This is a genomic window from Streptomyces sp. NPDC093598 (assembly GCF_044764825.1).
Taxonomy (GTDB): Bacteria; Actinomycetota; Actinomycetes; order Streptomycetales; family Streptomycetaceae; genus Streptomyces.
In genome coordinates this window covers 633,872-656,551 of record NZ_JBIWIV010000002.1, presented here as the reverse complement: position 1 = coordinate 656,551, position 22,680 = coordinate 633,872, and the positions used below count along the sequence as shown (strand labels likewise).

Here is a 22,680-nt window from a genome sequence, read left to right as displayed (position 1 = left end):
CGGAGGGTGACCCTGCCGGTCGTAGGCCCGGCCAGGTCTCGCACCCGCCTTCCCGGCGTGCCTACGGTGGACGCATGTCCACGATCCTGCTCACCGGCGCCACGTCGGGGCTCGGCCGCCACGTCGCCTTCGAGCTGGTCCGCGCCGGGCACACCGTCCTCGCCCACGGCCGGGACGAGGACCGGACGCGGGCGCTCGCCGAGGAGCTGCTGGCCGAGGGTGACGCCGAGGGGTTCGTCGCCGATCTCGCCTCGCTGGCACAGGTGCGGCAGCTGGCGGCGCACGTCGGTGACGCGCATCCCGAGCTGGACGTGCTGATCAACAACGCGGGCGTGGGCGCGGGGCCGCCCGGCTCCGGGCGTGAGCTGAGCGCCGACGGACACGAGCTGCGGCTGGCGGTCAACTACCTGGCGCCGGTCGCGCTGACCCGCGCCCTGCTGCCGGTGCTGCGCGCCAACGCGCCGGCCCGGATCGTCAACGTCGGCTCGGCCGGACAGGAACCGCTCGACTTCGCCGACCCGGAGCTCACCCGCCGCTACAGCGGCCTGTCCGCGTACTGCCGCAGCAAGTTCGCGCTGGCCGCCCACACCTTCACCCTCGCCGAGGAACTCCACGGCAGCGGCGTCGCGGTGAACGTGCTGCACCCCGCGACCCACATGGACACGGCGATGGTCCGTGAGGGCGGGTTCACGCCCCGGCACACGGTCGCCGACGGCGCACCGGGCGTGATCGCGCCGGCCACCCGGGACCTGGGCACGGGCCGCTACTTCGACGGCCTCCGTCCCGCGCGGGCGGACGAGGCGGCGTACGACCCCGAGGTGCGCAGACGCCTCGCGGCGGTGACCGACCAGTTGCTCCGCGCCTGAGCTACGCCGGCCCGACACCGCTCGTGAGCGCTGCCCGCGCCCGTTGCGTCAGTCCGTCGGCCCCGCACGAGACCGCCAGGTCCAGACCGCGGTGCAGGTCGGCCGCCGAGCGGGCGGCGATGCCGTACTCGATGCGGGCCGCCGCGTGCTCGTACTGGCAGGGCGAGGCCTCCAGGTACGTGACGGCCTGGGCGAGTAGCCGGACCGCGCGCTGGCCGGTCTCCAGGCCGGCGGCGCAGCGCAGGGCTTCTCCTATCGCCGTGTCCGTGCCGAAGCGCTCGGCCCGGCGGCGGACGTCGACGGCGAGCCGGGCGGCCCGGTCCGGGTCCTCGGTGCTGAGGGCGCGGGCGAGGTCGGCCGCCCAGGGGACGAGCACGGGATTGTGGTGGCCGCGCGCTGCCGCCGCCTTCTCGGCGGCCTCCAGTTCGTTGATCCCGTCCTTGGTGCGGCCGACGGCCAGCAGCAGCCGGCCGCGCACCGAGCGCGGATCGGGCAGGACGATGGTGGACGGGTAGGGCGGGGCGAAGCCGTGGCGCTCGGCGACGTCCCAGGCCTGCTCGACTCGGCCGCGGGCGAGCAGGGTGTCGACGAGACTGCAGGTCGCGGACCAGTACAGGGGCAGGCCGCGGCCGACGCGCTCGGCGAGGCGCAGCGACTCGCGCAGGGACGCCTCCGCCTCCTTCAGCCGGCCCCGCCTGCGGTGGCCGATCCCCACGTAGGCGTGGGCCAGGGCGAGGTGGCCGCCGCTCCAGCCGGCCGTCTCGTAGGCGCGCAGCGCTTCGTTGTAGAGGGTCTCGGCCCGGTCTAGGCGGTCGGTGAAGGCGTACGCGTTGGCCAGCATCAGCAGCAGTTCGATGCCCCACTCGGTGTCGGTCCAGCCGAGTCCGGGGGCCAGGCGGCCGTTGACGAGGGCGCGGTCGCACAGCTCGGCGACCTCCTCGGCGTTCTCGCCGTGCATCAGGGCGTCGAAGCCGCGCAGGATGAGCAGGGCGCGTTCGGAGTTGTCCCGGCCGGTGCAGGTGCTCGCGAGGTCGGCGAGCCGCTGGGAGCGGCCTGGTGAGGTGGCCTCGCCGGCATGCAGGCCCTCCCACATGAAGTGCACGGCCTGCAACCGCATCCGGGCCGGGCCCGGCTCGAGCCGGGCGGCCTCCGCCTCGACGGTGCGGACGGCCTCCTCCAGCTGGTCGTTGTGGAGCAGCGCCTGGGAGAGCCGGAAGACGGCGTCGACCCGCTGGTCGCCGTCGAGACCGGGCATGGCGAGCGCGGCCCGCAGATGGCCGATGGTGCGGGCGGGCGCGGTCAGGAAGGTCGCCCCGGCCAGTTCGTAGAGCACATGCGGATGCGACTCGGGCCGGGGCGGCTCCTCGAGGGCCCGCTCCAGACAGCGGCGGGCCGCGTCGGGGGCGCCGACGGCGAGGTGTTCGCGGGCGGCCTCGCGCAGCTGCCCGACGAGTTCCTCGTCGTCGTCGGGGTGGACTTCGAGGAGGTGGCGGGCGGCGGCTGCGGCGCCGTGCCCCTCGTCGGTGACGATCCGGGCGGCGATGCCGTGCATGGCGGTGCGCAGGGCGTCGGGTATGGAGTTGTAGACGGCGGTGGCGATCAGCGGGTGGACGAACTCCAGGTCGCCGTCGGCGCTGCGGCCGGTCGCGGGGTCGGGCGCGGTGAGGATGCGGGCGGCGCCCAGCAGTTCGGCGCAGCGGCGGGCGTCGTCGGGCCGCAGGGTGGCGAGCTTGGCGACCAGACCGGTGGAGATGCCGGTGCCGAGGATGGCGGCGGCCCAGGCGAACCTGGTGGCGTCGATGCCGAGTTCCTCCAGCCGGGCGACGAGGCCGCCGCCGCGGGCCGAGCGGTTCAGTTCGCGCAGTTCGCCGGCCCGGGCCTCGACCGGTTCGAGCTCGCTGTCCCGCACCTTGGCGAGGAGTTCGACGGTCTCGTAGGGGTTGCCGGCGGTGACGGCCCAGACCTCGCGGCAGAACGCGGCGTCGGCGTGCCGGCCCAGGGTGGCGCGGGTGAGCCCGGCCGTCGCGTCCGGGGTGAGGGCGCTCAGGGTGGTGACGGGGCCGTCCGCGGCGGCGGCGACGGTGTCGAGGTGGCGGGCGCTCGCGCCGGAGACCTCCTCCTGGCGGTGGGTGACGACGACCAGGACGGACATCTCGTCGAGGCGTTCGGCGAGCCCCGCGAGCCAGTGCAGGGTCTCCTGATCCGCCCAGTGGGCGTCGTCGATCAGCAGCACCAGCGGCCAGTCCCGCCGGGCGAGCCGGCGCACGGCCGCGACCAGGCCGTCGCACACGCCCTGCGGGTCGGCCTGCCGGTCCCCGGGGTCCGCTATGCCGAGGGCGGGGCCGGCGATGTCGTACCAGTCGCCGAGGTACTCGCGGGCCTCCTCCGGCAGCATCGACACGAGCGCCGGTTGCAGCAACTGCCGTACCACGTTGAAGGGGACCGACCTGAGGGTCTCGCCGCCGCGTGCCGACCAGACCGTGCAGCCGCGGGCCTCGGCGATGCGGCGGGTTTCGGCCAGCAGCGCGGTCTTGCCGAGTCCGGCCTCGCCGCGGAAGACCAGCAGCCCGCCGGACGAGGAGCGGTCCGCGCACAGGCTGTCGACCGCCCGCGTGACGGCGGTGACCTCCTCGTCGCGCTCCCACAGGGAAGCCGAGGCGGCGGCCGTGGGCCGTACCTCCGTCATCCCGCTACCTCCCCAAGTCGCCCGAACGACGTACAGACGTCGAGCGTAGCCGTCCGATCGCCTGAGTGCAGGGCGGTCGGGGCACCTCTTGCCGTGACGGGTGACACCGGGTGCGGCCGGGCGACGCACCGGGCCCGTCACCAGCCGTCTTCGGGTCAACAGCGGTCAGGGCCACGGGAGGTGACGCTCATTCAGCGGGCGCGAACACACGACGCTGTCGCCGGGCGCCGGTCGCGGGGCCGGTGGGCACGGGGGCCCGGCATCTCAGTGTGCTGGGGCCGGTGCCTCCGGGCCGGGACGGGCGGCGGCTTCCGCCACGGGCGGCTCGGCAGCCGACGCGGCTGCTCCTGGAACAGCCGGTTCCGACTCCTCTCATGCCTCTTTCACCGACGCCTCATACGGTGGGGGCATGACGCAGGAGACTCCTTCCGGGTGGTACGCCGACCCCGGACAGACAAGTGACGGGCCCGCCACCGAGCGCTGGTGGGACGGCAAGGCCTGGACGGACCGCATCCGCCCGGCGCAGCCGCCCGCGACCTGGGGTCCCCCGACAGGTCCGGCGTCCGCCGGGCCCGCCCCGGCGGATCAGACGCCCCCCGGGGCTGGACCGACTGACGTCGGGGCACCGACTGCCGCCGAGGCACAGGGAACCGGGCAGCCCGCCGACGCCAGCGGCCCGGGAGCCGCCGGACAGCCGAGCGGTGCCGGGCAGCCCGCCGACGCCAGGGACCCGGGAGCCGCCGGGCAGCCCGCGGGCGCCTGGGGCTTCGGAGCCGTCGGGTATGCGGGTGCTGCCGGGCAGCCGGGAGTCGGCGGGCAGCCGAGCGGCGGTGCGTATCCGGGGGCTGCCGGGTATGCCGCCTACCCCGCCTATCCCGCCGCGCCTCCGGACGGCCGGGGGCGGCGGTTGCGGATAGGTGCCGCCGTCGCCGCGGCCGTGGTCGTCCTGACCTGCATCGGCGTGGGCGTGTACGCGCTGACGGACAACGGCGGCGGGGGCGGTTCGCCCACCTCGCAGGGGCCCGGCGGGCCGGGCGCCCCCGGGGGCCAGGGTGGGCCGTTCGGCGGCCCGGGCGGGTCAGGAGGGTCGGGCGGATCCGGGGACTCCGGCGGGTCGGGCGGCGACGGCGGCTCCGGTGGGCAGAGTCCGCGGCCCGAGCAGTCCGAGCCGCCGAAGATCAGGAGCGGCTCGGTGACCGACGCGGTCAACGGGATCAGTCTGCCGATTCCGAAGGGCTGGTACGGCCGGCAGGCCGACGTCGGCGCGCAGGTGACGTCCGACGACTCCTACAAGTGCCCCGGCGACACCTCCTCGACCTGCACGAAGGGCGGCGCCTACTCGGCACCGGCCCTGGCCCTCGGCACCAAGGGCGACACGGCCGAGGAGATCGCGAAGGCGGACATCGCGGCGAACGCCGAGGAGTCCTACGGCGGCAAGTCCTACGGCGGGATCACCTCCCACGACGTGCTGGACTCCAAGGCCGTGACCGTGGCCGGGCAGAAGGGCTACCTGGTCCGCTGGAAGGCCGTCACGAGCAAGGGCGCCGACGGCATCGTGGAGTCGCTCGCGTTCCCCTCGCCCGCGAACGCGAAGCAGATGGTCGTCGTACGGTTCGGCGTGGACGCGGACCAGAAGGAGACCGTGCTCGACGAGCTCACCCAGGGCATCAAGGTGTCGACGGGCAGCGGCAACGGCCAGGACGTCTGACGCCCGGCACCCCCGACCCCGGTCGGCCGGGTGGGGCGCCCCTGCCGCTCACAGGGGAACCCCACCCGGCCGGGGGGTGCGCGCCGCCCCCGTCCCCACGGGTCGGCGCGGTCGGGTCACCGCCCGGTCATCCGGCGGACGGCGGCCCGGGTCTCAGGTCAGGCCCAGTGCCGGCAGCACGGCGGCCTCCACGAATCGGACCAGGTAGTCGGGGTCGGCCCATTCGCCCTCCAGGACGGGCCGCACCCGCAGGACGCCGAGCAGCTGCGCCGGGACGTACTCCAGCGCCGGATGATCGGCGGGCACCTCTCCACGTTCGACCCCACGCCGGATGATCTCCTTCAGCGCGGCGATCTCCGGCTCGACCAGCGCCTCGCGCAACGCGCGCTGCAACTCCGGGTCCTGGCCGGCGGCGTGGGCGAGCGCCTGGAGCAGCTTGGTGTCGCGGCCCGACAACTCGCCGGCGGCCCGGGCCGCCTCCCGCAGGTCCTCGGCGAGCGAGCCGGTGTCGATGCAGCGCGTCCGCCGGTGGGAGCGCAGCGCCGCCGCCACCAGCTGGGGCTTGGTCTTCCACTGGCGGTAGAGCGTGGACTTGCTGCACCGGGTGCTGGCGGCGACGCCCTCCATGGTGACGGAGTCGTAGCCGCACTCGCCCAGTTGCTCCAGCACGGCGTCGTAGAACTCCTGCTCACGCTCGGGCGTGATCTTGGAGCGGCGCGTGACACCGACCGGCTCGGGCCGGTCCGCGGCCTGCGACGTCATGGGCGGTGCTCCTGGCTTTCCTCGGGCGGCCGGAAAATCTCCCGGTCGGCGGTGTGTCGTACGTCTATCGATACGCCAGTGTACCGGTACGCGAGCGTATCGGTACACTGGCGTATCGGTACGCTCTCGTACCGATAACAGCGCCACCGTCACCGAAGGGGCCGGGGGATGAATGCCCGCACCGAGCCTGCGCCGGCGGGGTCCGACGCGATAGCGCGACCGCCGCTCGTCCGGGAGCTCCTGCTCGTCGCAGGGCTCTTCCTCGTCTACAAGTTCGGCCGGCAGCTGGCGGGCCACACCGGCGAGGCCTTCCACAACGCGCACCGCGTGTGGGACTTCGAGCGAGCGGTCCATCTGCCCGGCGAGGGGGCGGTGCAGTCCCTGCTGCTGCACGGCGACGGCGTGGTGAACGTCGCGAACACCTACTACGCGAGCGTTCACTTCCCGGCCACCGCCGCCTTCCTGGTCTGGCTCTGTCTGCGCCACCCGGCCCACTACGTCTGGGCCCGCCGGGTCCTGGCCGCGGTCACCGCCGCCGCGCTGGTGCTGCATCTGCTGTTCCCGCTGGCCCCGCCGCGCATGCTGGCGGCGACCGGTCTGGTGGACACGGCTCGGGTGTACGGGCCGTCGGTGTACGGCGATCCCGCGACCGACTCCCTGTCGAACCAGTTCGCGGCGATGCCCTCGCTGCATTTCGGCTGGGCGCTGATGGTGGCCATCGGCCTGATCGGCGCGACCCGCTCGCGATGGCGTTGGCTCTGGCTCGCGCATCCGCTGCTGACACTGCTGGTGATCGTCGGCACCGCGAACCACTACTGGCTCGACGCGATCGTGGCGGCGGCCCTGCTGGGCCCCGCGCTGACGATCATCCATCCGCCCCACCGCACGACGACCACCGCCGGCCGGGCCCAGGGCAGCCTCGTACCGGCTCAGCGGGACGAGCAGGCACTCGTGGGAGCGGGCCGATGAGCGCCGTCCTGATCGCCGTCGCCCTGTCCCTCGTCTCCGCCGTCGCCTACGCGGCAGCGGCGGTCGCACAGGAACGGCTCGCCGCCCGCTCCCCCGGTGCGGGCACACTGCGGCTGCTCGGCAGCGGCGCCTGGTGGGGGTCGGTCGGCCTGAACGCGTCGGCCGCGCTGCTGCACGTCGTCGCCCTCCGGTACGGTCCGCTGACCGTCGTCCAGCCGCTCGGCGCGCTCACCCTGGTCGCGGCGGTGCCGATGGGGGCGCGGATGGCGGGACGACGGGTGAGCGGGACCGAGTGGAAGGGCACCGCGCTGACCCTGCTGGGGCTGGGCGCGATCCTGGTCACTGCGTCCGGTCCGGCGCCGGACGATGTACTGAGTGTCCCTGAGGCGCTGGCGGTGGCGGGCGCCACCGCGGCTCTCATCGGAGTGCTGTCCCGGCCGGGCGCCCGTCCCGGGCTGCGGCACGCGACCGCGTCAGGTCTCGCTTCCGGGGTCGCCTCCGCCCTCACACAGACCGTCACCGTGTCCGCGACGGACCGGACCGGACCGGTGCTGAGTGTCCAGGTGGTCGGGGTGGCACTGCTCGTGGCGGCCTTCGCGGCCGGCGGGCTGCTGCTGTCGCAGACGGCGTACCGGGGCGGTCTGGGCGGTCCCCTGGCAATGGTGACCCTGGCCAACCCGCTGGCCGCCGCGGTGATCGGCCTGTCGCTGCTGGGCGAACGCCTCCAGGGCGGCCCGGCGGGCGTGCTGCTCGCGCTCGCCGGGGCGGGCCTCGCGTCCTGGGGCGTGGTGCTGCTCAGCCGGGCGGCACCGGCGGCCGCACCCGTGGACGACGACCACCCGGTGGCCGCCGTCCTGGCGCTGGAACCCGGTTCGGCCGCGGCCGAACCGGCGCTGATGCCCCGGCCCTGGCCGCACGATCCGGGGCACCTCACTCCGGCTACGCGGTGATGATCGCCGGGTCGCTCACCCCCGGCCGCCCGTTCTCGACGTGCCCCGCGAACCGCCTCAGGAACGCCTTGTCGCCCTCGGCGGTGACGGTCAGGTCGTACCAGCGGCGGCCGGCAGCGAGGTCCACGGTCCGGCACACCGTCGCGCCCGGGCGGACGGTGACGGTCGAGGACCGGCCGCCGTAGCCGCTCGCGAGCTTCAGACGGGCCGTGCCGGAGCCGTTGTTGGTGAAGGTCAGCTCGATGTCGTCACCGGTGTGGCGTGCGGTGACCTCGCAGCCGGCCGCCCTGTTCGAGCCCTTGAAGACGCGCACGAAGCCGTTCGGGCCGTGCACGGTCAGGTCGTAGGCGCCCCCGGAGTACGCCGCGTTCCAGGTGTCGGAGAGCGTCTTGCCGGCCTCGGTGGTGTACATCCAGGGGCCGTCGGTGCGGTTGCCGGAGGTGACGTGGAAGGCTCCGCCCGCCTTCGCGCCGGTGGCGAAGGTGAGGGTGAGCTTCCCGGCAGCGGCGTCGACGGAGGCGTCCACGTGCGGGGCGTACTTCAGCGGCCGGGTGCGGCGCAGACCGCGTTCCTGGCGGGGCATGCGCGGGTCGGCGGGCGGGGTGGGCTTGTAGTCGGGGTGCCGCTCGCGGTCCTGCGGCTCGTAATCGTCGGTGCCGGGCAGCGGGACCGGGCGCGTGTCCTTGCGGGAGAAGTCGAACGCGGCCGTCAGATCACCGCAGACGGCACGGCGCCAGGGCGAGATGTTGGTCTCGCGCACGCCGAAGCGGCGTTCCATGAACCGCAGGATCGAGGTGTGGTCGAGGGTCTCGGAGCAGACGTAGCCGCCCTTGCTCCACGGCGAGACGACCAGCATCGGCACCCGGGGGCCGAGTCCGTACGGGCCGGCCGTCTTCTTGCCGTCGCCCGGGAAGAGGTCCAGGGAGACGTCGACGGTGGACAGGCCGCGGGAGGCGTCCTTCGGCGGCAGCGGCGGCACCACGTGGTCGAAGAAGCCGTCGTTCTCGTCGTAGGTGATGAACAGGGCGGTCTTCGACCAGACCTCCGGGTTGGCGGTGAGGGCGTCCAGGACCTGCGCGATGTACCAGGCGCCGTAGTTCGACGGCCAGTTGGAGTGCTCGGAGAAGGCCTCGGGGGCGGCGATCCAGGAGATCTGCGGCAGCTTGCCGGACTTGACGTCGGCACGCAGCAGGTCGAAGTAGCCCTCTCCGGCCTTGGCGTTCGTACCGGTACGGGCCTTGTCGTACCAGGGGTCGCCCGGCTCGGCGCCCCGGTACTTGTCGAAGTAGAGCAGTGAGTTGTCGCCGTAGTTGCCGCGGTAGGCGTCCTCGATCCAGCCCCAGGAGCCCTGGGCGTCGAGGCCGTCGCCGATGTCCTGGTAGATCTTCCAGGAGATGCCGGCCTGCTCCAGGCGCTCGGGGTAGGTCGTCCAGCCGTAGCCGAGCTCGGCGTTGTCCAGGACCGGGCCGCCGCCGCTGCCGTCGTTGCCGGTGTACCCCGACCACATGTAGTAGCGGTTGGGGTCGGTGGAACCGATGAACGAGCAGTGGTAGGCGTCGCAGACGGTGAAGGAGTCGGCGAGGGCGTAGTGGAACGGGATGTCCTCGCGGGTCAGGTACGCCATGGTCGTGGTGCCCTTGGCGGGCACCCACCGGTCGTACTTGCCGCCGTTGTAGGCCTGCTGGCCGTCGGGCCAGGAGTGCGGCAGGCCCTCGAGGAACTGCATGCCGAGGTCGTCGGCGTCGGGATGGAACGGCAGGATCTCCTTGCCGTCCTTCTCCTGGTGCCAGATCGGCTTGCCGTTGTCGAGGGCGACCGGACGCGGGTCGCCGAAGCCGCGGACGCCTCTCAGGGTGCCGAAGTAGTGGTCGAAGGAACGGTTCTCCTGCATGAGGACGACGATGTGCTCGACGTCCTCGATCGACCCGGTGCGGTGGTTCGCCGGAAGGGCGGCGGCGCGCTGGATACTGGCCGACAGCGCGCTGAAGGCCGTGGTGGCACCCGCCAGTTGGAGAAAGCGGCGCCGGTTGACTTCGGACATGAAGGACAGACCTCTCATCCTGAGGTGCGGGATGGCCGGAACATGACGGAATCTGCGCGGAAGGAGTGTTTCAGGGACACCAAACGACAAGGAAGGGGCCGGTGACACTCGTGTGAAAGTCGCCGGTACGCCAGGTGTGCCGGGGCGTTCTCAGGGGAGGGTGAGGGTCGTGACAGCGACCCAGACGGTTTCCCCGCCGACGAAACGGCCCGTCCGCCAGCTCCTCGCCGCTTCCGTGGGCAACGCGGTGGAGTGGTACGACTGGTACGCCTACACGTTTCTGGCCACCTACATCGCCGCCCAGGTCTTCCCGAAGAGCGCGGACAACTCCCTCGTGCCGCTGCTGTCCACGTTCGCGGTGTTCGCGGTGGGCTTCTTCATGCGGCCGGTCGGCGGGCTGCTGATGGGCGCGGTCGCGGACCGGCACGGGAGGCGGGCCGCGCTGACGGTCACCATCCTGCTGATGGGCGCCAGCAGCCTGCTGGTCGGGCTGACCCCGACGTACGCCACGGTGGGCGTCCTCGCGCCGGTGATCCTGGTGCTCGCCCGGCTGCTCCAAGGCCTGTCCGTGGGGGGCGAGTTCGCGGCCTCGACGACCTTCCTGGTCGAGTCGGCGGGCCCCGGCCGGCGCGGGCTGTTCTCCAGCTTCCAGTACGTGTCGACGACGGTGGGGCAGCTCGTCGCCTCCGGCATCGCCACACTGCTGGTGGACACGCTGAACGACGGGCAGATGAACGGCTGGGGCTGGCGGGTGCCGTTCGTGTTCGGGGCCGTGCTCAGCCTGGTCGGTTTCTGGATCCGGCAAGGCGCGCAGGAGACCCGCAGCGCCGAGCAGCAGCGGGCTCCGCGCCCGGGTCTGTTCGAGGCGCTGCGCCGGCACCCGCGCGAGTCGCTCCTCATCGGCGGCATCACGGCGGGCGGCACCATCGCCTACTACACGTGGACGTCGTACCTGCCGACGTACGCCGAGCTCAACGCAGGGGTGGAGAAGTCGGACGCGCTGCTCGCGGGCACGATCTCACTGGCCTTCTTCGCTCTCCTGCAACCGCTCGGCGGCCTGCTCTCCGACCGCTTCGGCCGCCGCCCCCTGCTGCTCTTCTTCGGCCTCGGCTTCGCCCTGCTCGCCGTGCCCCTGCTGCACACCCTGCGCGACTCGTTCGCCGTGCTGCTGCTCGTGCAGTGCGCCGGCATGGTGCTGCTGACCGGCTTCACCTCGATCAGCGCGGCCGTGAACGCGGAGATCTTCCCGCCCCGGGTCCGCGCGGCCGGCATCGGCTTCCCCTACTCCCTGACGGTGGCCCTCTTCGGCGGCACGGCCCCCTACGTGGGCACGCTGTTCAAGGAGCAGGGGTATTCGGGGCTGTTCCCGTGGTACGTCGCGGTGATCTGCCTGGTGTCGTCGCTGGTGTATCTGCGGCTGCCGGAGACGGCTCACGCACCGCTGCGGCGGTGAGCGGGCACGCCGTGACGGCGACCACGCCGGGCTCGACGACGGCTTCCGTGGGGCGGAAGGACCGTTGCGGCGCCGGGAGCCCCGCGCCGACGATGACGGCACGACAAGAGACGGGAGCCTGCGCCCATGCCTCACATGACCGCCTTCGCCAGGAACCAGTGGTACGTCGCCGCCTACAGCCATGAGGTCGGGCGGGAGTTGCTCGGCCGGACCATCCTCGGTGAGACGCTCGTGCTGTACCGGACCGAGGGGGACGGCACGCCGGTCGTCCTGCACGACCGGTGCGTGCACCGCCGTTATCCGCTGTCGCAGGCGCCGACGCGGCTGGACGGGGACCGGATCGTGTGCGGGTACCACGGGTTCACGTACGACACGTCCGGTACCTGCGTGTACGTGCCGGGGCAGAAACGGGTGCCGCGCACCGCCCGGGTCGCCTCCTACCCGGTCGTCGAGCAGGACTCGCTGATCTGGGTGTGGATCGGCGACCCGGCGCTCGCCGACCCGCAGGCCGTCCCCCGGGCCCGGCACCTCGACTCCCCCGGCTGGGTCACCGTGCGCGGGATGGAGCCCATCGACTGCGACTACGGCCTGCTCGTCGACAACCTCCTCGACCTCTCCCACGAGACGTATCTGCACGGCGGTTACATCGGCACCCCCGAGGTCGCCGAGACGCCGATCACCACCGAGGTCGACGAGGGTGCCGGGATCGTCCGGGTGAGCCGGCACATGGACGACGCCGAGTGCCCGCCGTTCTACGCGAAGTCCACCGGCATCGAGGGCCGGATCACCCGCTGGCAGGACATCGAGTACCACGCCCCCTGTCTGTATCTGCTGCACAGCCGTATCGCCCCGGTCGGTGTGCTGCCCGAGGCGGACGGCAGCGACCCGAACGGCTTCCACACCGAGATCACGTATGCGATCACCCCGTCCGGCGACGGCACGGTGTACGACTTCTGGGCGGTCTCCCGGGACTGGGCCACGGACGACGCCGAGGTCACCGAGTTCCTGCGCGGCAACAACCACACCGTCGTGATGCAGGACGTCACCGCGCTCAACCTGCTGCAGAGGACGCTCGGCACCGAACGCACCGGCTACCAGGAGCTGAGCATCAACATCGACACCGGTGGTCTGGCCGCCCGCCGTATCCTCGCCCGGCTGGTGGAGCAGGGCGAGAAGCCCGTGGAGAAGGTCCGGTGACCGCTTCGACCGGCGAGGTCTACCGCATCGCCTGGCTGCCCGGCACCGACACCCTGCACGGCACGTGCCACTGCGGCCGTGAACACACCGCGCAGGACCCGGTCGAGATGTGGGAGTGGATGCTCGCCCATCCGCGGGGGCACAGCGTCGACGAGCCTCGAGGAAACAGCTCATGAATGTGTACGAAGCCGAACTGGTCGTCGGACGGAGGGAGTTCGCGGCCGACGGCGTGCTCGCCCTCACCCTGCGCCATCCGCTGGGCGAGCCGCTTCCGGCGTGGGAGCCGGGCGCCCACGTCGACGTCCTGCTGGAGCCGGGTCTGGAGCGGCAGTACTCGCTGTGCGGCGACCCGGCGGACCGGTCGGCCTGGCGGATCGCGGTGCTGCGTGAGAGCGCCGGGCGGGGTGGCTCGGCCCATGTGCACGAGCAGCTGGGCGAGGGCGCCGAGGTGCGGGTGCGCGGGCCCCGGAACAACTTCGGCCTGGAGCCCGCTCCCCGGTACCGCTTCGTCGCGGGCGGCATCGGCATCACCCCGATCCTGCCGATGCTGGCCGCGGCCGAGGCGGCGGGCGCCGAGTGGACCCTGCTCTACGGCGGGCGCACCCGCCGGTCCATGGCGTTCGCCGGGGAACTGGGCCGCTACGGGGACCGGGTGACGATCGCGCCCGAGGACGAGACGGGCCTGCTGGACCTGCCCTCCGTGCTGGACGACCTGGCCGAGGGCACGCTCGTCTACTGCTGCGGCCCGGGGCCGCTGCTGGACGCGGTGGAGGCCCGGTGCCCGTCCGGGGCCCTGCGGGTCGAGCGTTTCCGGCCGAAGGAGCAGGAGACCGGGGGCGACACCGAGTTCGAGGTGGAGCTGGCGCGGAGCGGCAGAACACTCACCGTCGCGCCGGACGTGTCCGTGCTCGACGCCGTGCGCGGCGCGGGGGTCGAGGTGCTGTACTCCTGCACCGAGGGGACCTGCGGCACGTGCGAGACCGATGTCCTCGACGGGGAGCCGGACCACCGGGACTCCGTCCTGACGGAGGACGAACGCGCGGCGGGCGAGACCATGCTCATCTGCGTGTCCCGCTGCAACGGGAAGCGGCTCGTGCTGGACCTGTGACCCGAAAGTGCTCGTTTCAACGAGCCTTCACCGCACGTGCATTGACCATGGCTCCCGGCGGGCTCTAGGTTCCCGCTGAGCACGTCCGTACTGCCTGCGCACAGCCTGTCGGAGCACGTCAGCCGGTCCCACAGGGGGAGCCATGCGTCGCCTGCTCGTCGGCCTCGTGGCCTGGTCCGTCCTGGCCACCGTCACCGCCTGCGGCTCGTCCGGCCCCGGCGGGGAGGGCGAGGCCGGCCCGTCCGGCCCCACCACCGTCAAGGTCGGTGTCGTCCCCGTGCTGGACGTCGCCCCCCTCTACCTGGGCGAGAAGCAGGGCTTCTACGCCGATCGCGGCCTCGAGCTGGAGCTGTCACCGGCCCAGGGCGGGGCCGCGATCGTGCCCGGAGTCGTGTCCGGGCAGTTCCAGTTCGGCTTCAGCAACACCACGTCGCTGCTGGTCGCCCGGTCCAAGAACATGCCCGTCAAGGCCGTGGCGAACGGGGCCGCGTCCACGGGCAAGGGCGGTGCCGACTTCGCGGCCATCACCGTACGGAAGGGCTCCCCCCTCACCTCCGCCAAGCAGCTGGAGGGCAAGAAGGCGGCGGTCAACACCCTCAGCAACATCTGCGACACCTCGATCAAGGAGTCCGTCCGCAAGGACGGGGGCGACCCCTCGAAGGTCGAGTTCGTCGAGATGCCCTTCGACCAGATGCCGGCCGCGCTGGACGGCGGGCAGGTCGACGCGGCGTGCACCCCGGAGCCCGCCCTGGCCACCGTCAAGGCCGCGGGCGGGAAAGAGATCGCGTCGAACTTCTACGACGTGTCACCGGACCTCACCGTGGCCATGTACTTCACCTCCCAGCGGTTCGCCGACAAGAACCCGGAACTGGTGAAGAAGTTCCAGGAGGCGACCGCCGAGTCGCTGAAGTACGCCGACAGCCACCCGGACGAGGTGCGGCAGATCCTCACCACCTACACGAAGATCCCCACCACCCTGCTGGAGAAGCTGACCCTGCCCCGCTATCCGGCCGAGCCGGACCGGCCGTCGATCGAGCGGCTGGCCGAACTCGGGGAGCGGGACGGCCTGTTCGAGAAGGCGCCGGACCTGGACGAGCTGCTGCCGTGAGGGGCGCCGACGCGGCCCTCGGTGCGGCCGGGCCGGCGGTGTTCCTCCTCCTGTGGGAGGCGGTGCCGCGGCTCGGCCTGGTCGACGAGGACTACGTCCCGCCGGCCGGCCGCATCGCCGACGCGCTCGGCCGTGAACTCTCCGACACCGCCTTCTGGTCGGCGCTCGGCGACACCCTGACCGGCTGGGCGCTGGGCCTGGCGATCGCGGTGAGCGCGGGTGTCGTCGCGGGGGTGGTAATCTCCGTGGTGCCGTATCTGCGCGAGGTGACGGCCTCGGCCATCGAGTTCCTGCGGCCCATCCCGTCGGTGGCACTGATCCCGCTGGCGGTGCTGCTGTACGGCACGGAACTGCGCTCGGTGCTGCTGCTGGTCGTCTACGCCTCGTTCTGGCAGGTGCTGATCCAGGTCCTGTACGGCGTGCGGGACGTCGACCCGGTCGCGGAGGAGACGGCCCGCTCGTACGGCCTGGGCGCCTGGGCGCGGATCAGGCACGTGCTGTGGCCGACGGCGCTGCCGTACGTCATGACCGGGGTGCGGCTGGCCGCGGCCGTGGCGCTGATCCTCGCCGTCACCGCCGAACTGGTCATCGGCGCCCCGGGTCTGGGTGCCCGGATCGCGGTGGCACAGACCTCGCAGGCGGTGCCGGAGATGTACGCGCTGATCGTGGTGACCGGGATGCTCGGGCTGCTGATCAACGTGGGGGCGAGGGCGGTGGAGCGGCGGGCGCTGGCCTGGCACCAGTCGGTGCGCGGGGAGGTGGCGGTGTGATGGGGGTCCCCCCTGGTCGAGCGGCGTCGAGAGCTTGGGGGAGGGCCCTGCTGCGGCTGGTGTTCGCGGTCGCTCTGCCCGCGGTGCTGGTGGCCGTCTGGTGGGCGGCATCGGCCGGCAGTACGAACGTCTACTGGCCACCGCTGCGGACGATCTTCGGCGCCTTCCCGGACGTCTGGACGGGCGAGCGGCTGCGCGGGGACGTGGTGCCCAGCGTGCTGCGGCTCGCGGCGGGTTACACCGCGGCGGCCGTCGCGGGGGTGGCGCTCGGCACGGTCATCGGCTCCTACCGGTGGGTGCGGGCGCTGTGCGAGCCGGTGCTGGAGTTCCTGCGGGCGGTGCCGCCGCCGGTGCTGGTGCCGGTCATCATGCTGTTCGCCGGCATCGGCGACACGATGAAGATCGCCGTGATCGCGAGCGGCTGTGTCTGGCCGGTGCTGCTCAACACGGTCGAGGGTGTCCGGGCGGTCGACCCGGTCCTGGCCGAGACGGCCCGCTCCTACGGCATCACGGGCGCGGCCGGGCTGCGGGACGTGGTGCTGCGCTCGGCGAGCCCGCAGATCTTCGCGGGTCTGCGCCAGGCGCTGTCGATCGGGATCATCCTCATGGTGATCAGCGAGATGTTCGCGGCCGACAACGGCCTCGGCTTCACCATCGTGCAGTTCCAGCGCGGTTTCGCCATCCCCGACATGTGGACCGGGATCCTGCTCCTCGGTCTGCTCGGCTTCCTCCTCTCGGTCCTCTTCCGGCTGGCCGAGCGGCGGGTGCTCGGCTGGTACCACGGCCTGCGCGAGGCCGGCCGGCGGTCCCCGTGAACCTCGCGAAAGGGCGGTCCATGCTCGACGTACAGGGCCTGCACAAGGTCTACGAGGGTTCCGGGCGGCGGACCGAGGCGGTGCGCGACCTGACCTTCAGCGTGGCGGCTGGGGAACTGGTGTGTCTCGTCGGCCCGTCGGGCTGCGGCAAGACGACCCTGCTGAAGTGCGTCGGCGGACTGCTCGCCCCGACCGCGGGTGAGGTGCGGCTCGCGGGCCGCCCGGTGGACGGGCCGCCGCCCGGCATGGCGTTCGTGTTCCAGGAGTACGGCCGCAGCCTGTTTCCGTGGATGCGGGTCGGGCAGAACGTCGAACTGCCCCTGAAGCAGAAGAGGCTGAGCAGGGAGCGGCGCCGCGCGCTGGTCGCGGACGCGCTGGAGTCGGTGGGACTCGCGGAGGCCTCCGGGGCGTATCCGTGGCAGTTGTCGGGCGGGATGCAGCAGCGGGTGGCCATCGCCCGAGCGCTGGCGTACGAACCCGAGGTGCTGCTGATGGACGAGCCGTTCGCGGCGGTGGACGCCCAGACCCGGGCCGAACTCGAGGACCTGGTACGACGGCTGTGGCGGGAGCGCGGGATCACGATCCTGTTCGTCACCCATGACATCGACGAGGCCGTGTACCTCGGCGAGCGGGTGATCGTGCTGTCCGCCTCCCCCACCGTCGTCCAGGAGCAGCTGAAAGTCGATCTGCCGGCCGAGCGGGACCAGATGCACACGCGCGTGGCACCGCGCTTCGCCGAGCTGCGGACCCGGGTGTACGAGGAGATCCAGGCGGCGAAGCACGGCCACTGAGCAGATGACGTCCGGCTGTTCAGGGTGCTGCCCAGAGGCCCCGGACATGCCCCAGGTGCCGGATCATCACCTCCCGTACGGCCCCCTCGTCGCGGGCGAGCAGCGCGTCCAGGATCTCCAGGTGCTCCTCGGCCGACGCCTCCAGCCGCCCCTGCTCCACCAGCGCCGTCAGCCCGTACAGCCGGGAGCGGCGTCTGAGGTCCCGTACGACGTCGACGAGATGGCCGTTGCCCGCGAGGGCCAGCAGGCCGAGGTGGAAGCGCAGGTCGGCCTCGACGTAGGCGATGAGGTCGCCCGCCGCGGCGGAGGTGACGATCTCCCGGGCGACCGGGCGGAGCGCCTCCAGGGCCACCGGATCGGCCGTCACCGCGAGGCCGACCGTCGTGGGGATCTCGATCAGTGCCCGGATGTGGGTGTACTCGTCGAGCTGCTGCTCGGAGACGGCGGTGACGCGGAAGCCCTTGTTGGGCACGGTGTCGACCAGGCCCTCCTTGGCCAGGTCGAGCATGGCCTCGCGCACGGGTGTGGCGGAGACGCCGAACCGGGCGGCGAGGCCGGGGGCCGAGTAGACCTCGCCGGGCCGCAGTTCACCGGTGATCAGGGCGGCCCGCAGCGCGTCCGCGACCCGCTCCCGGTGGCTGGGCTTCCTGCTGCCCAGCACGGGCAGGGCGGGGGTGTGCTGCGGGGCCATGACGGTCGGGGTTCCTCTCTTCTCCGCGAACAGGGGTGCTACAGGACGAATCCCGTCGGGAACGGGTCCTCGGGGTCCAGCAGGTACTGGGCGGTGCCGGTGATCCAGGCGCGTCCGGTGAAGCTGGGCAGCACGGCCGGGCGGCCGGCGACCTCGGTGGTGCCGAGCAGTCTGCCGGTGAAGCGGGTGCCGATGAAGGACTCGTTCACGAACTCGGTGTGCAGGGGCAGTTCGCCGCGGGCGTGCAGCTGCGCCATGCGGGCGCTGGTGCCCGTGCCGCAGGGCGAGCGGTCGAACCAGCCGGGGTGGATGGCCATCGCGTGCCGGGAGTGGCGGGCGGTCGAGCCGGGGGCGGCCAGGTAGACGTGGTGGAGGCCGTGGATGGACGGGTCCTCCGGGTGGGCGGGCGGTGCCTCGGCGTTGACGGCGGCCATGAGGGACAGGCCCGCGGCGAGGATCTCGTCCTTGCGGGACCGGTCGAAGGGCAGGCCGAACTGCTCCAGCGGCAGGACGGCGTAGAAGTTGCCGCCGAACGCGAGGTCGTACGTCACCGTCCGGCCGTCGGCGAGGGTGATCCTGCGGTCGAGGCCGACGGCGAAGGAGGGCACGTTCTGGAGGGTGACCGCCTTGGCGGCCCCGTCCTCGACGGCCACCTCGGCGACGACCGGGCCCGCCGGGGTGTCGAGCCGGATGGTGGTGACCGGCTCGACGACCTCGACCATGCCGGTCTCGACCAGCACGGTCGCCACGCCGATGGTGCCGTGCCCGCACATCGGCAGATAGCCGGAGACCTCGATGTAGACGACGCCCCAGTCGCAGTCGGGCCGGGTCGGCGGCTGGAGGATCGCGCCGCTCATGGCGGAGTGGCCGCGCGGCTCGTTCATCAGCAACTGCTTGACGTCGTCGCGGTGTTCGCGGAACCACAGCCGCCGCTCGTTCATGGTGGCGCCGGGGATGGTGCCGATGCCGCCGGTGATCACGCGGGTCGGCATGCCCTCGGTGTGCGAGTCGACGGCGTGCAGGACGAGTCTGCTGCGCATGGTCGCTCCCTAGGCCAGTCCGGCCGCGACGGCCTTCTCCGTGGCGGCACGAACCGCCGCCTCCTGCTCGGGCAGCAGCGTCGCGCGGGGCGGGCGGCAGGGTCCGCCGTGGCGGCCGACGATGTCCATCGACAACTTGATGGCCTGGACGAACTCCACGCGTGAGTCCCAGCGCAGCAGCGGGTGCAGCTGCCGGTACAGGGGCAGCGCGGTGCCGAGGTCGCCCTCGACCGCCGCGCGGTACAGCTCCACCGACGCCCGGGGCAGCGCGTTCGGGTAGCCCGCCACCCAGCCCTTGGCGCCCGCGACGGCCAGCTCCAGCAGGACGTCGTCCGCGCCGATCAGCAGGTCCAGCTCGGGGGCGAGTTCGGCGATCCGGTAGGCCCTGCGGACGTCTCCGGAGAACTCCTTCACGCCCTGGATGTGCCCTTCGCCGTGCAGCCGGGCGAGCAGCTCGGGCACGAGGTCGACCTTGGTGTCGATCGGGTTGTTGTACGCGACGACCGGCAGGCCCGACCTGGCGACCTCGGCGTAGTGGGCGAGGACGGAGCGCTCGTCGGCGCGGTAGGCGTTCGGCGGCAGCAGCATCACCGCGCGGCAGCCGGCCTCACCGGCCTGCTCGGCCCAGTGCCGGGACTCGGCGGACCCGTACGCCGCGACGCCGGGCATCACGCGCTCCCCGCCGATCGCGGCGACGGCCGTCTCGACGACCCGGGCCCGCTCCTCGGGCGTGAGCACCTGGTACTCGCCGAGGGAGCCGTTCGGTACGACGCCGTCGCAGCCGTTCTCGACCAGCCAGGCGCAGTGCTCGGCGTACCGGTCGTGGTCGACGGAGAGGTCGTCGTTCAGCGGGAGCGCGGTGGCGACGAGGACTCCGCGCCAGGGGCGGTGATCGGTCATGACAGTCCCTCCTGGGGGTGTTGCCGGGCGAGGACGCCGAGCGGCACGGGGCGGGCGAACGGGCGCTTGGCCGGCGTGGGCGCGCAGCCGGCGAGACCGGACACCGCGGTGCCGCACATCCGGCCCTGGCACCAGCCCATCCCGGCCCGGGTGAGCAGCTTCACGGTGCGTTCGTCGCCCGCTCCGAGATTCAGGGCCTCGCGCACGGCCCCGGCGGTGACCTCCTCGCAGCGGCAGACCACGGTGTCGTCGGTGATCCGCTCGGGCCAGTGCGCGGGAGGCGCGTAGGCGGTGTCGAGGGCGGCGGCGGACCTCCTGAGCCGGGTACGGGACGTGAGGGCGGCGGGAGCGGGATCGGGGGCGGTGCCCTGAAGGCGCGCGGCGGCGGAGCGGCCGGCGATGTGCCCCTCGGCGAGGGCGAGGGCGGCGCCGCCGATGCCGGTGGCCTCCCCGGCCGCCCACACGCCGGGCACGTCCGTGCGCTGCTCGGTGTCGACGGCCACGGCGAGCCCGTCGAGGCGGCAGCCGAGGCTCTCGGCGAGGTCGGTGTGCGGGAGCATGCCGTGCCCGGCGGCGAGGGTGTCGCAGGGCAGGTGCCGCTCGGTGCCGGGTCGGACGCGCCCGTCGGTGTCGAGGGCTGCGACGGTGACGCCGGTCAGCCGTTCGTCGCCGTGGGCGCGGACGACGGTGTGCCGGACGAGGACCGGGACGCGGTGGCGCAGCAGCCGGGCGGCGTACCCGGCGCCCTCGGGGATTTTGCCGGCCAGGGCCCGCCCGTGGCGGGCGAGGCGCCTGGGGCCGGCCGACTCGACGAGCGCGGCGACCTCGACGCCGGCTGCCGCGAGCCCGGTCGCCACGGGCAGCAGCAGCGGCCCGGTCCCGGCCACGACCGCCCGGCGCCCCGCCGCCACGAGCCCGCCCTTGAGCATGGCCTGGGCTCCCCCGGCCGTGACGACGCCGGGGAGGGTCCAGCCGGGGAAGGGCAGCACCTGCTCGTAGCCGCCGGTGGCCAGGAGCACGGCGCGGGCGTGCACCTCGACGGACTCCTCCTGCTCCGGTCCGAGCAGGGCGTGCACGGCGAAGCCGTCCGCGGTGTGCTCCACGCTCCAGACGTGGTGATCCGTCAGCACGCGCACGGCACTGGCGGCGAGCCCGTCCCGCAACCGCTCCCAGGTCCGCCACCGGTGGTGCAGTGCCTCGGGCCGCCCTGCGCCGAGTCCGGCGGCGGGCTGCCGGTAGAACTGTCCGCCGGTCTGTGTCGCGGCGTCGACGAGTGTGACCCGGACGCCGCGCGCGGAGGCCGCAAGGGCGGCGGCGAGCCCGGCCGGTCCGGCGCCGATCACGGCGAGGTCAGTCCGCATGACACACCTCCCGGTGGCCCGTCCCGTCCTGCGTGGCGATCACGTCTCCCGGCCGTGCCGGCACCAGGCAGGCCCGTTGGTTGGGGCGGCCGTTGACGGTCACCAGGCAGTCGAAGCAGACGCCGATCCCGCAGAACACCCCGCGTGGACGGCCCTCGCCTCTGGTGGAGCGCCAGGCGGTGACGCCCGCGGCCCACAGCGCGGCGGCGACCGTCTGCCCGGGCAGCGCCTCGACGGGCCGCCCGTCGAAGGTGACCGTGAAGGCGGGGCCGGGCCTGGCCTCCGCGAGGTCCAGCGGGTTCACTCGGCCTCCTCGGTGAAGCGGTCGGGCCGGAACGGGGCGAGGTCCAGGTCGGGTGTCCGCCCGGTCAGCACTTGCGCGATGAGGTGCCCGGTGCCGGTGGCGAGACCGATGCCGGCGCCCTCGTGTCCGCAGGCGTGGAAGAGCCCGGGCGCCCTCGGGTCGGCGCCGATCGCGGGCAGGTGGTCCGGCAGATACGGCCGGAAGCCGGCGTACGACCGCACGGCCCGGACTCCGGCGAGGAACGGGAAGAGGCCCGTGGCGCCCGCCGCCAGCGCGCGCAGCGCCGGGAGCGACAGCGACCGGTCGAAGCCGACCCGTTCACGGCTGGCGCCGATGAGGACCGGCCCGGCCGGGGTGCCTTCCACCACCGGGGAGGTCTGGAGTGCCGCCGAGTCGCTGGCGACGTCGGCCACGTAGTCGGCGGCGTACACCTTGTGCCGGATACGGGGCGGCAGCGGTTCGGTGACCAGGACGAAGCCCCGCCGGGGCAGCACCGGCAGCCACACTCCGGCGTGGGCCGCCACCTCGCCGCCCCAGGTGCCGGCCGCGTTGACGACCGCGGGTGCGTGGAGGTCGCCCCGGTCGGTCCGCACGCCGCGCACCGCACCGCCCGGGCCGCGCAGGACCCCGGTCACCTCCCGGCCGGTGAGCACCCGGGCCTTCGAGGCGCGCAGCAGGTGTGCCGCGGCGAGGGCGGGCATCACCTGGGCGTCCTGCGGGTAGTGCATGCCGCCCGCGAGGCCGGGGGTCAGATACGGCTCCAGGTCGGTGAGCCGGCCGGACGGCACCGGGACCGCCTCGATCCCGGCCGCGCGCTGCTCGGCGGCGAGCTGCTCCAGCCCGGCCAGGGCCCGGTCCGTGGCGGCGACGACGACACCGCCCTTGGCCTCGTACTCGACGGCCTCGCCCAGCCCCTCCCGGGCCAGGTCCGCCCACAGCCGGGCGGAGAGCAGGGCCAGTTCGAGCTCCGGTCCGGGCTCCTTGTCGGAGACGAGGAGGTTCCCCTCCCCCGCTCCGGTCGTCCCGCCGGCCACCGGGCCCCGGTCCACCACGACGGCGTCCAGGCCCGCGCGGGCCGCGTACAGTGCGGCGGCGGCGCCGACCACACCGGCCCCGACCACCACGACATCGCAGGTCAGCGACTCGCTCACAGCAGTACT

General features: G+C 73.3%; 21 protein-coding genes. 12 read left to right on the top strand and 9 right to left on the bottom strand.

Annotation, left to right across the window (positions count from 1 at the left end; all coding sequences use genetic code 11):
* Positions 1-74: 74 nt before the first annotated feature.
* Positions 75-866 carry an SDR family NAD(P)-dependent oxidoreductase gene (locus tag ACIRDU_RS08960; RefSeq protein ID WP_403576256.1) on the top strand — a complete coding sequence of 264 codons (792 nt, stop codon included), beginning with the start codon at positions 75-77 and terminating at the stop codon, positions 864-866.
* Position 867: 1 nt separating this feature from the next.
* Here the strand turns inward: ACIRDU_RS08960 and ACIRDU_RS08955 are convergent, their stop codons facing one another.
* Positions 868-3,552 carry an ATP-binding protein gene (locus ACIRDU_RS08955; RefSeq protein WP_403576254.1) on the bottom strand — a complete coding sequence of 895 codons (2,685 nt, stop codon included), beginning with the start codon at positions 3,550-3,552 and terminating at the stop codon, positions 868-870.
* Positions 3,553-3,961: 409 nt separating this feature from the next.
* Here ACIRDU_RS08955 and ACIRDU_RS08950 point away from each other — a divergent pair, with 409 nt between their 5' ends.
* Positions 3,962-5,260: a DUF2510 domain-containing protein gene (locus tag ACIRDU_RS08950; protein ID WP_403576252.1), complete on the top strand. Its 1,299-nt coding sequence runs from the start codon at positions 3,962-3,964 to the stop codon at positions 5,258-5,260.
* Positions 5,261-5,413: 153 nt separating this feature from the next.
* Here the strand turns inward: ACIRDU_RS08950 and ACIRDU_RS08945 are convergent, their stop codons facing one another.
* The gene (locus ACIRDU_RS08945) at positions 5,414-6,022 is read right to left on the bottom strand and encodes a TetR/AcrR family transcriptional regulator (RefSeq protein ID WP_403576250.1); all 609 of its coding nucleotides are present in this window, start codon (positions 6,020-6,022) and stop codon (positions 5,414-5,416) included.
* Positions 6,023-6,190: 168 nt separating this feature from the next.
* On the opposite strand from ACIRDU_RS08945, the gene ACIRDU_RS08940 reads away from it, so the two are divergent.
* Both ACIRDU_RS08940 and ACIRDU_RS08935 read left to right on the top strand, forming a co-directional pair.
* On the top strand, positions 6,191-6,991 hold the full coding sequence (locus ACIRDU_RS08940; RefSeq protein ID WP_403576248.1) for a phosphatase PAP2 family protein: 801 nt from the start codon (positions 6,191-6,193) through the stop codon (positions 6,989-6,991).
* Positions 6,988-7,941, top strand: coding sequence for a hypothetical protein (locus ACIRDU_RS08935; RefSeq protein WP_403576246.1), 954 nt, complete (start codon positions 6,988-6,990; stop codon positions 7,939-7,941). Before ACIRDU_RS08940 ends, ACIRDU_RS08935 begins: the two co-directional genes overlap by 4 nt.
* On the opposite strand, the gene ACIRDU_RS08930 is transcribed toward ACIRDU_RS08935, so the two are convergent.
* The gene (locus tag ACIRDU_RS08930; protein WP_403576244.1) at positions 7,931-9,982 is read right to left on the bottom strand and encodes a phosphocholine-specific phospholipase C; all 2,052 of its coding nucleotides are present in this window, start codon (positions 9,980-9,982) and stop codon (positions 7,931-7,933) included. The genes ACIRDU_RS08935 and ACIRDU_RS08930 overlap by 11 nt on opposite strands.
* Positions 9,983-10,151: 169 nt before the next feature.
* On the opposite strand from ACIRDU_RS08930, the gene ACIRDU_RS08925 reads away from it, so the two are divergent.
* The 8 genes from ACIRDU_RS08925 (at position 10,152) to ACIRDU_RS08890 (ending at position 17,224) form a co-directional block, all read left to right on the top strand.
* Entirely contained in the window at positions 10,152-11,435 is a 1,284-nt protein-coding gene (locus ACIRDU_RS08925; RefSeq protein WP_403576242.1) for an MFS transporter, read from the top strand.
* A 126-nt stretch (positions 11,436-11,561) separates the two neighbouring features.
* Positions 11,562-12,632, top strand: a complete 1,071-nt coding sequence (locus ACIRDU_RS08920) for a Rieske 2Fe-2S domain-containing protein (protein WP_403576240.1) — start codon at positions 11,562-11,564, stop codon at positions 12,630-12,632.
* Positions 12,629-12,808: a hypothetical protein gene (locus ACIRDU_RS08915; protein WP_403576238.1), complete on the top strand. Its 180-nt coding sequence runs from the start codon at positions 12,629-12,631 to the stop codon at positions 12,806-12,808. Before ACIRDU_RS08920 ends, ACIRDU_RS08915 begins: the two co-directional genes overlap by 4 nt.
* Positions 12,805-13,740, top strand: coding sequence for a PDR/VanB family oxidoreductase (locus ACIRDU_RS08910; protein ID WP_403576236.1), 936 nt, complete (start codon positions 12,805-12,807; stop codon positions 13,738-13,740). The genes ACIRDU_RS08915 and ACIRDU_RS08910 overlap by 4 nt, the downstream gene beginning before the upstream one ends.
* Positions 13,741-13,882: 142 nt before the next feature.
* Positions 13,883-14,848, top strand: a complete 966-nt coding sequence (locus ACIRDU_RS08905) for an ABC transporter substrate-binding protein (RefSeq protein WP_403576234.1) — start codon at positions 13,883-13,885, stop codon at positions 14,846-14,848.
* Positions 14,845-15,618, top strand: coding sequence for an ABC transporter permease (locus tag ACIRDU_RS08900; RefSeq protein ID WP_403576232.1), 774 nt, complete (start codon positions 14,845-14,847; stop codon positions 15,616-15,618). Before ACIRDU_RS08905 ends, ACIRDU_RS08900 begins: the two co-directional genes overlap by 4 nt.
* A complete protein-coding gene (locus ACIRDU_RS08895; protein WP_403576230.1) occupies positions 15,618-16,433 on the top strand; it encodes an ABC transporter permease in 816 nt (271 codons plus the stop codon). The genes ACIRDU_RS08900 and ACIRDU_RS08895 overlap by 1 nt, the downstream gene beginning before the upstream one ends.
* A 20-nt stretch (positions 16,434-16,453) precedes the next feature.
* Positions 16,454-17,224, top strand: coding sequence for an ABC transporter ATP-binding protein (locus ACIRDU_RS08890; RefSeq protein WP_403576228.1), 771 nt, complete (start codon positions 16,454-16,456; stop codon positions 17,222-17,224).
* Between the two features lie 19 nt (positions 17,225-17,243).
* Here the strand turns inward: ACIRDU_RS08890 and ACIRDU_RS08885 are convergent, their stop codons facing one another.
* Genes ACIRDU_RS08885 through ACIRDU_RS08860 form a run of 6 tightly spaced genes read right to left on the bottom strand, consistent with a single transcriptional unit; the run spans position 17,244 to position 22,671 of the window.
* Complete coding sequence (locus ACIRDU_RS08885) at positions 17,244-17,915, bottom strand: GntR family transcriptional regulator (RefSeq protein WP_403576226.1); 672 nt, start codon at positions 17,913-17,915, stop codon at positions 17,244-17,246.
* 38 nt (positions 17,916-17,953) lie between these two features.
* The gene (locus ACIRDU_RS08880) at positions 17,954-18,955 is read right to left on the bottom strand and encodes a proline racemase family protein (protein WP_403576224.1); all 1,002 of its coding nucleotides are present in this window, start codon (positions 18,953-18,955) and stop codon (positions 17,954-17,956) included.
* Between the two features lie 9 nt (positions 18,956-18,964).
* Positions 18,965-19,855, bottom strand: coding sequence for a dihydrodipicolinate synthase family protein (locus ACIRDU_RS08875; RefSeq protein ID WP_403576222.1), 891 nt, complete (start codon positions 19,853-19,855; stop codon positions 18,965-18,967).
* The gene (locus ACIRDU_RS08870; protein ID WP_403576220.1) at positions 19,852-21,216 is read right to left on the bottom strand and encodes an NAD(P)/FAD-dependent oxidoreductase; all 1,365 of its coding nucleotides are present in this window, start codon (positions 21,214-21,216) and stop codon (positions 19,852-19,854) included. The genes ACIRDU_RS08875 and ACIRDU_RS08870 overlap by 4 nt, the downstream gene beginning before the upstream one ends.
* Positions 21,206-21,520, bottom strand: coding sequence for a (2Fe-2S)-binding protein (locus ACIRDU_RS08865; protein ID WP_403576218.1), 315 nt, complete (start codon positions 21,518-21,520; stop codon positions 21,206-21,208). Before ACIRDU_RS08865 ends, ACIRDU_RS08870 begins: the two co-directional genes overlap by 11 nt.
* The gene (locus ACIRDU_RS08860; protein WP_403576216.1) at positions 21,517-22,671 is read right to left on the bottom strand and encodes an NAD(P)/FAD-dependent oxidoreductase; all 1,155 of its coding nucleotides are present in this window, start codon (positions 22,669-22,671) and stop codon (positions 21,517-21,519) included. Before ACIRDU_RS08860 ends, ACIRDU_RS08865 begins: the two co-directional genes overlap by 4 nt.
* Positions 22,672-22,680 lie beyond the last annotated feature (9 nt).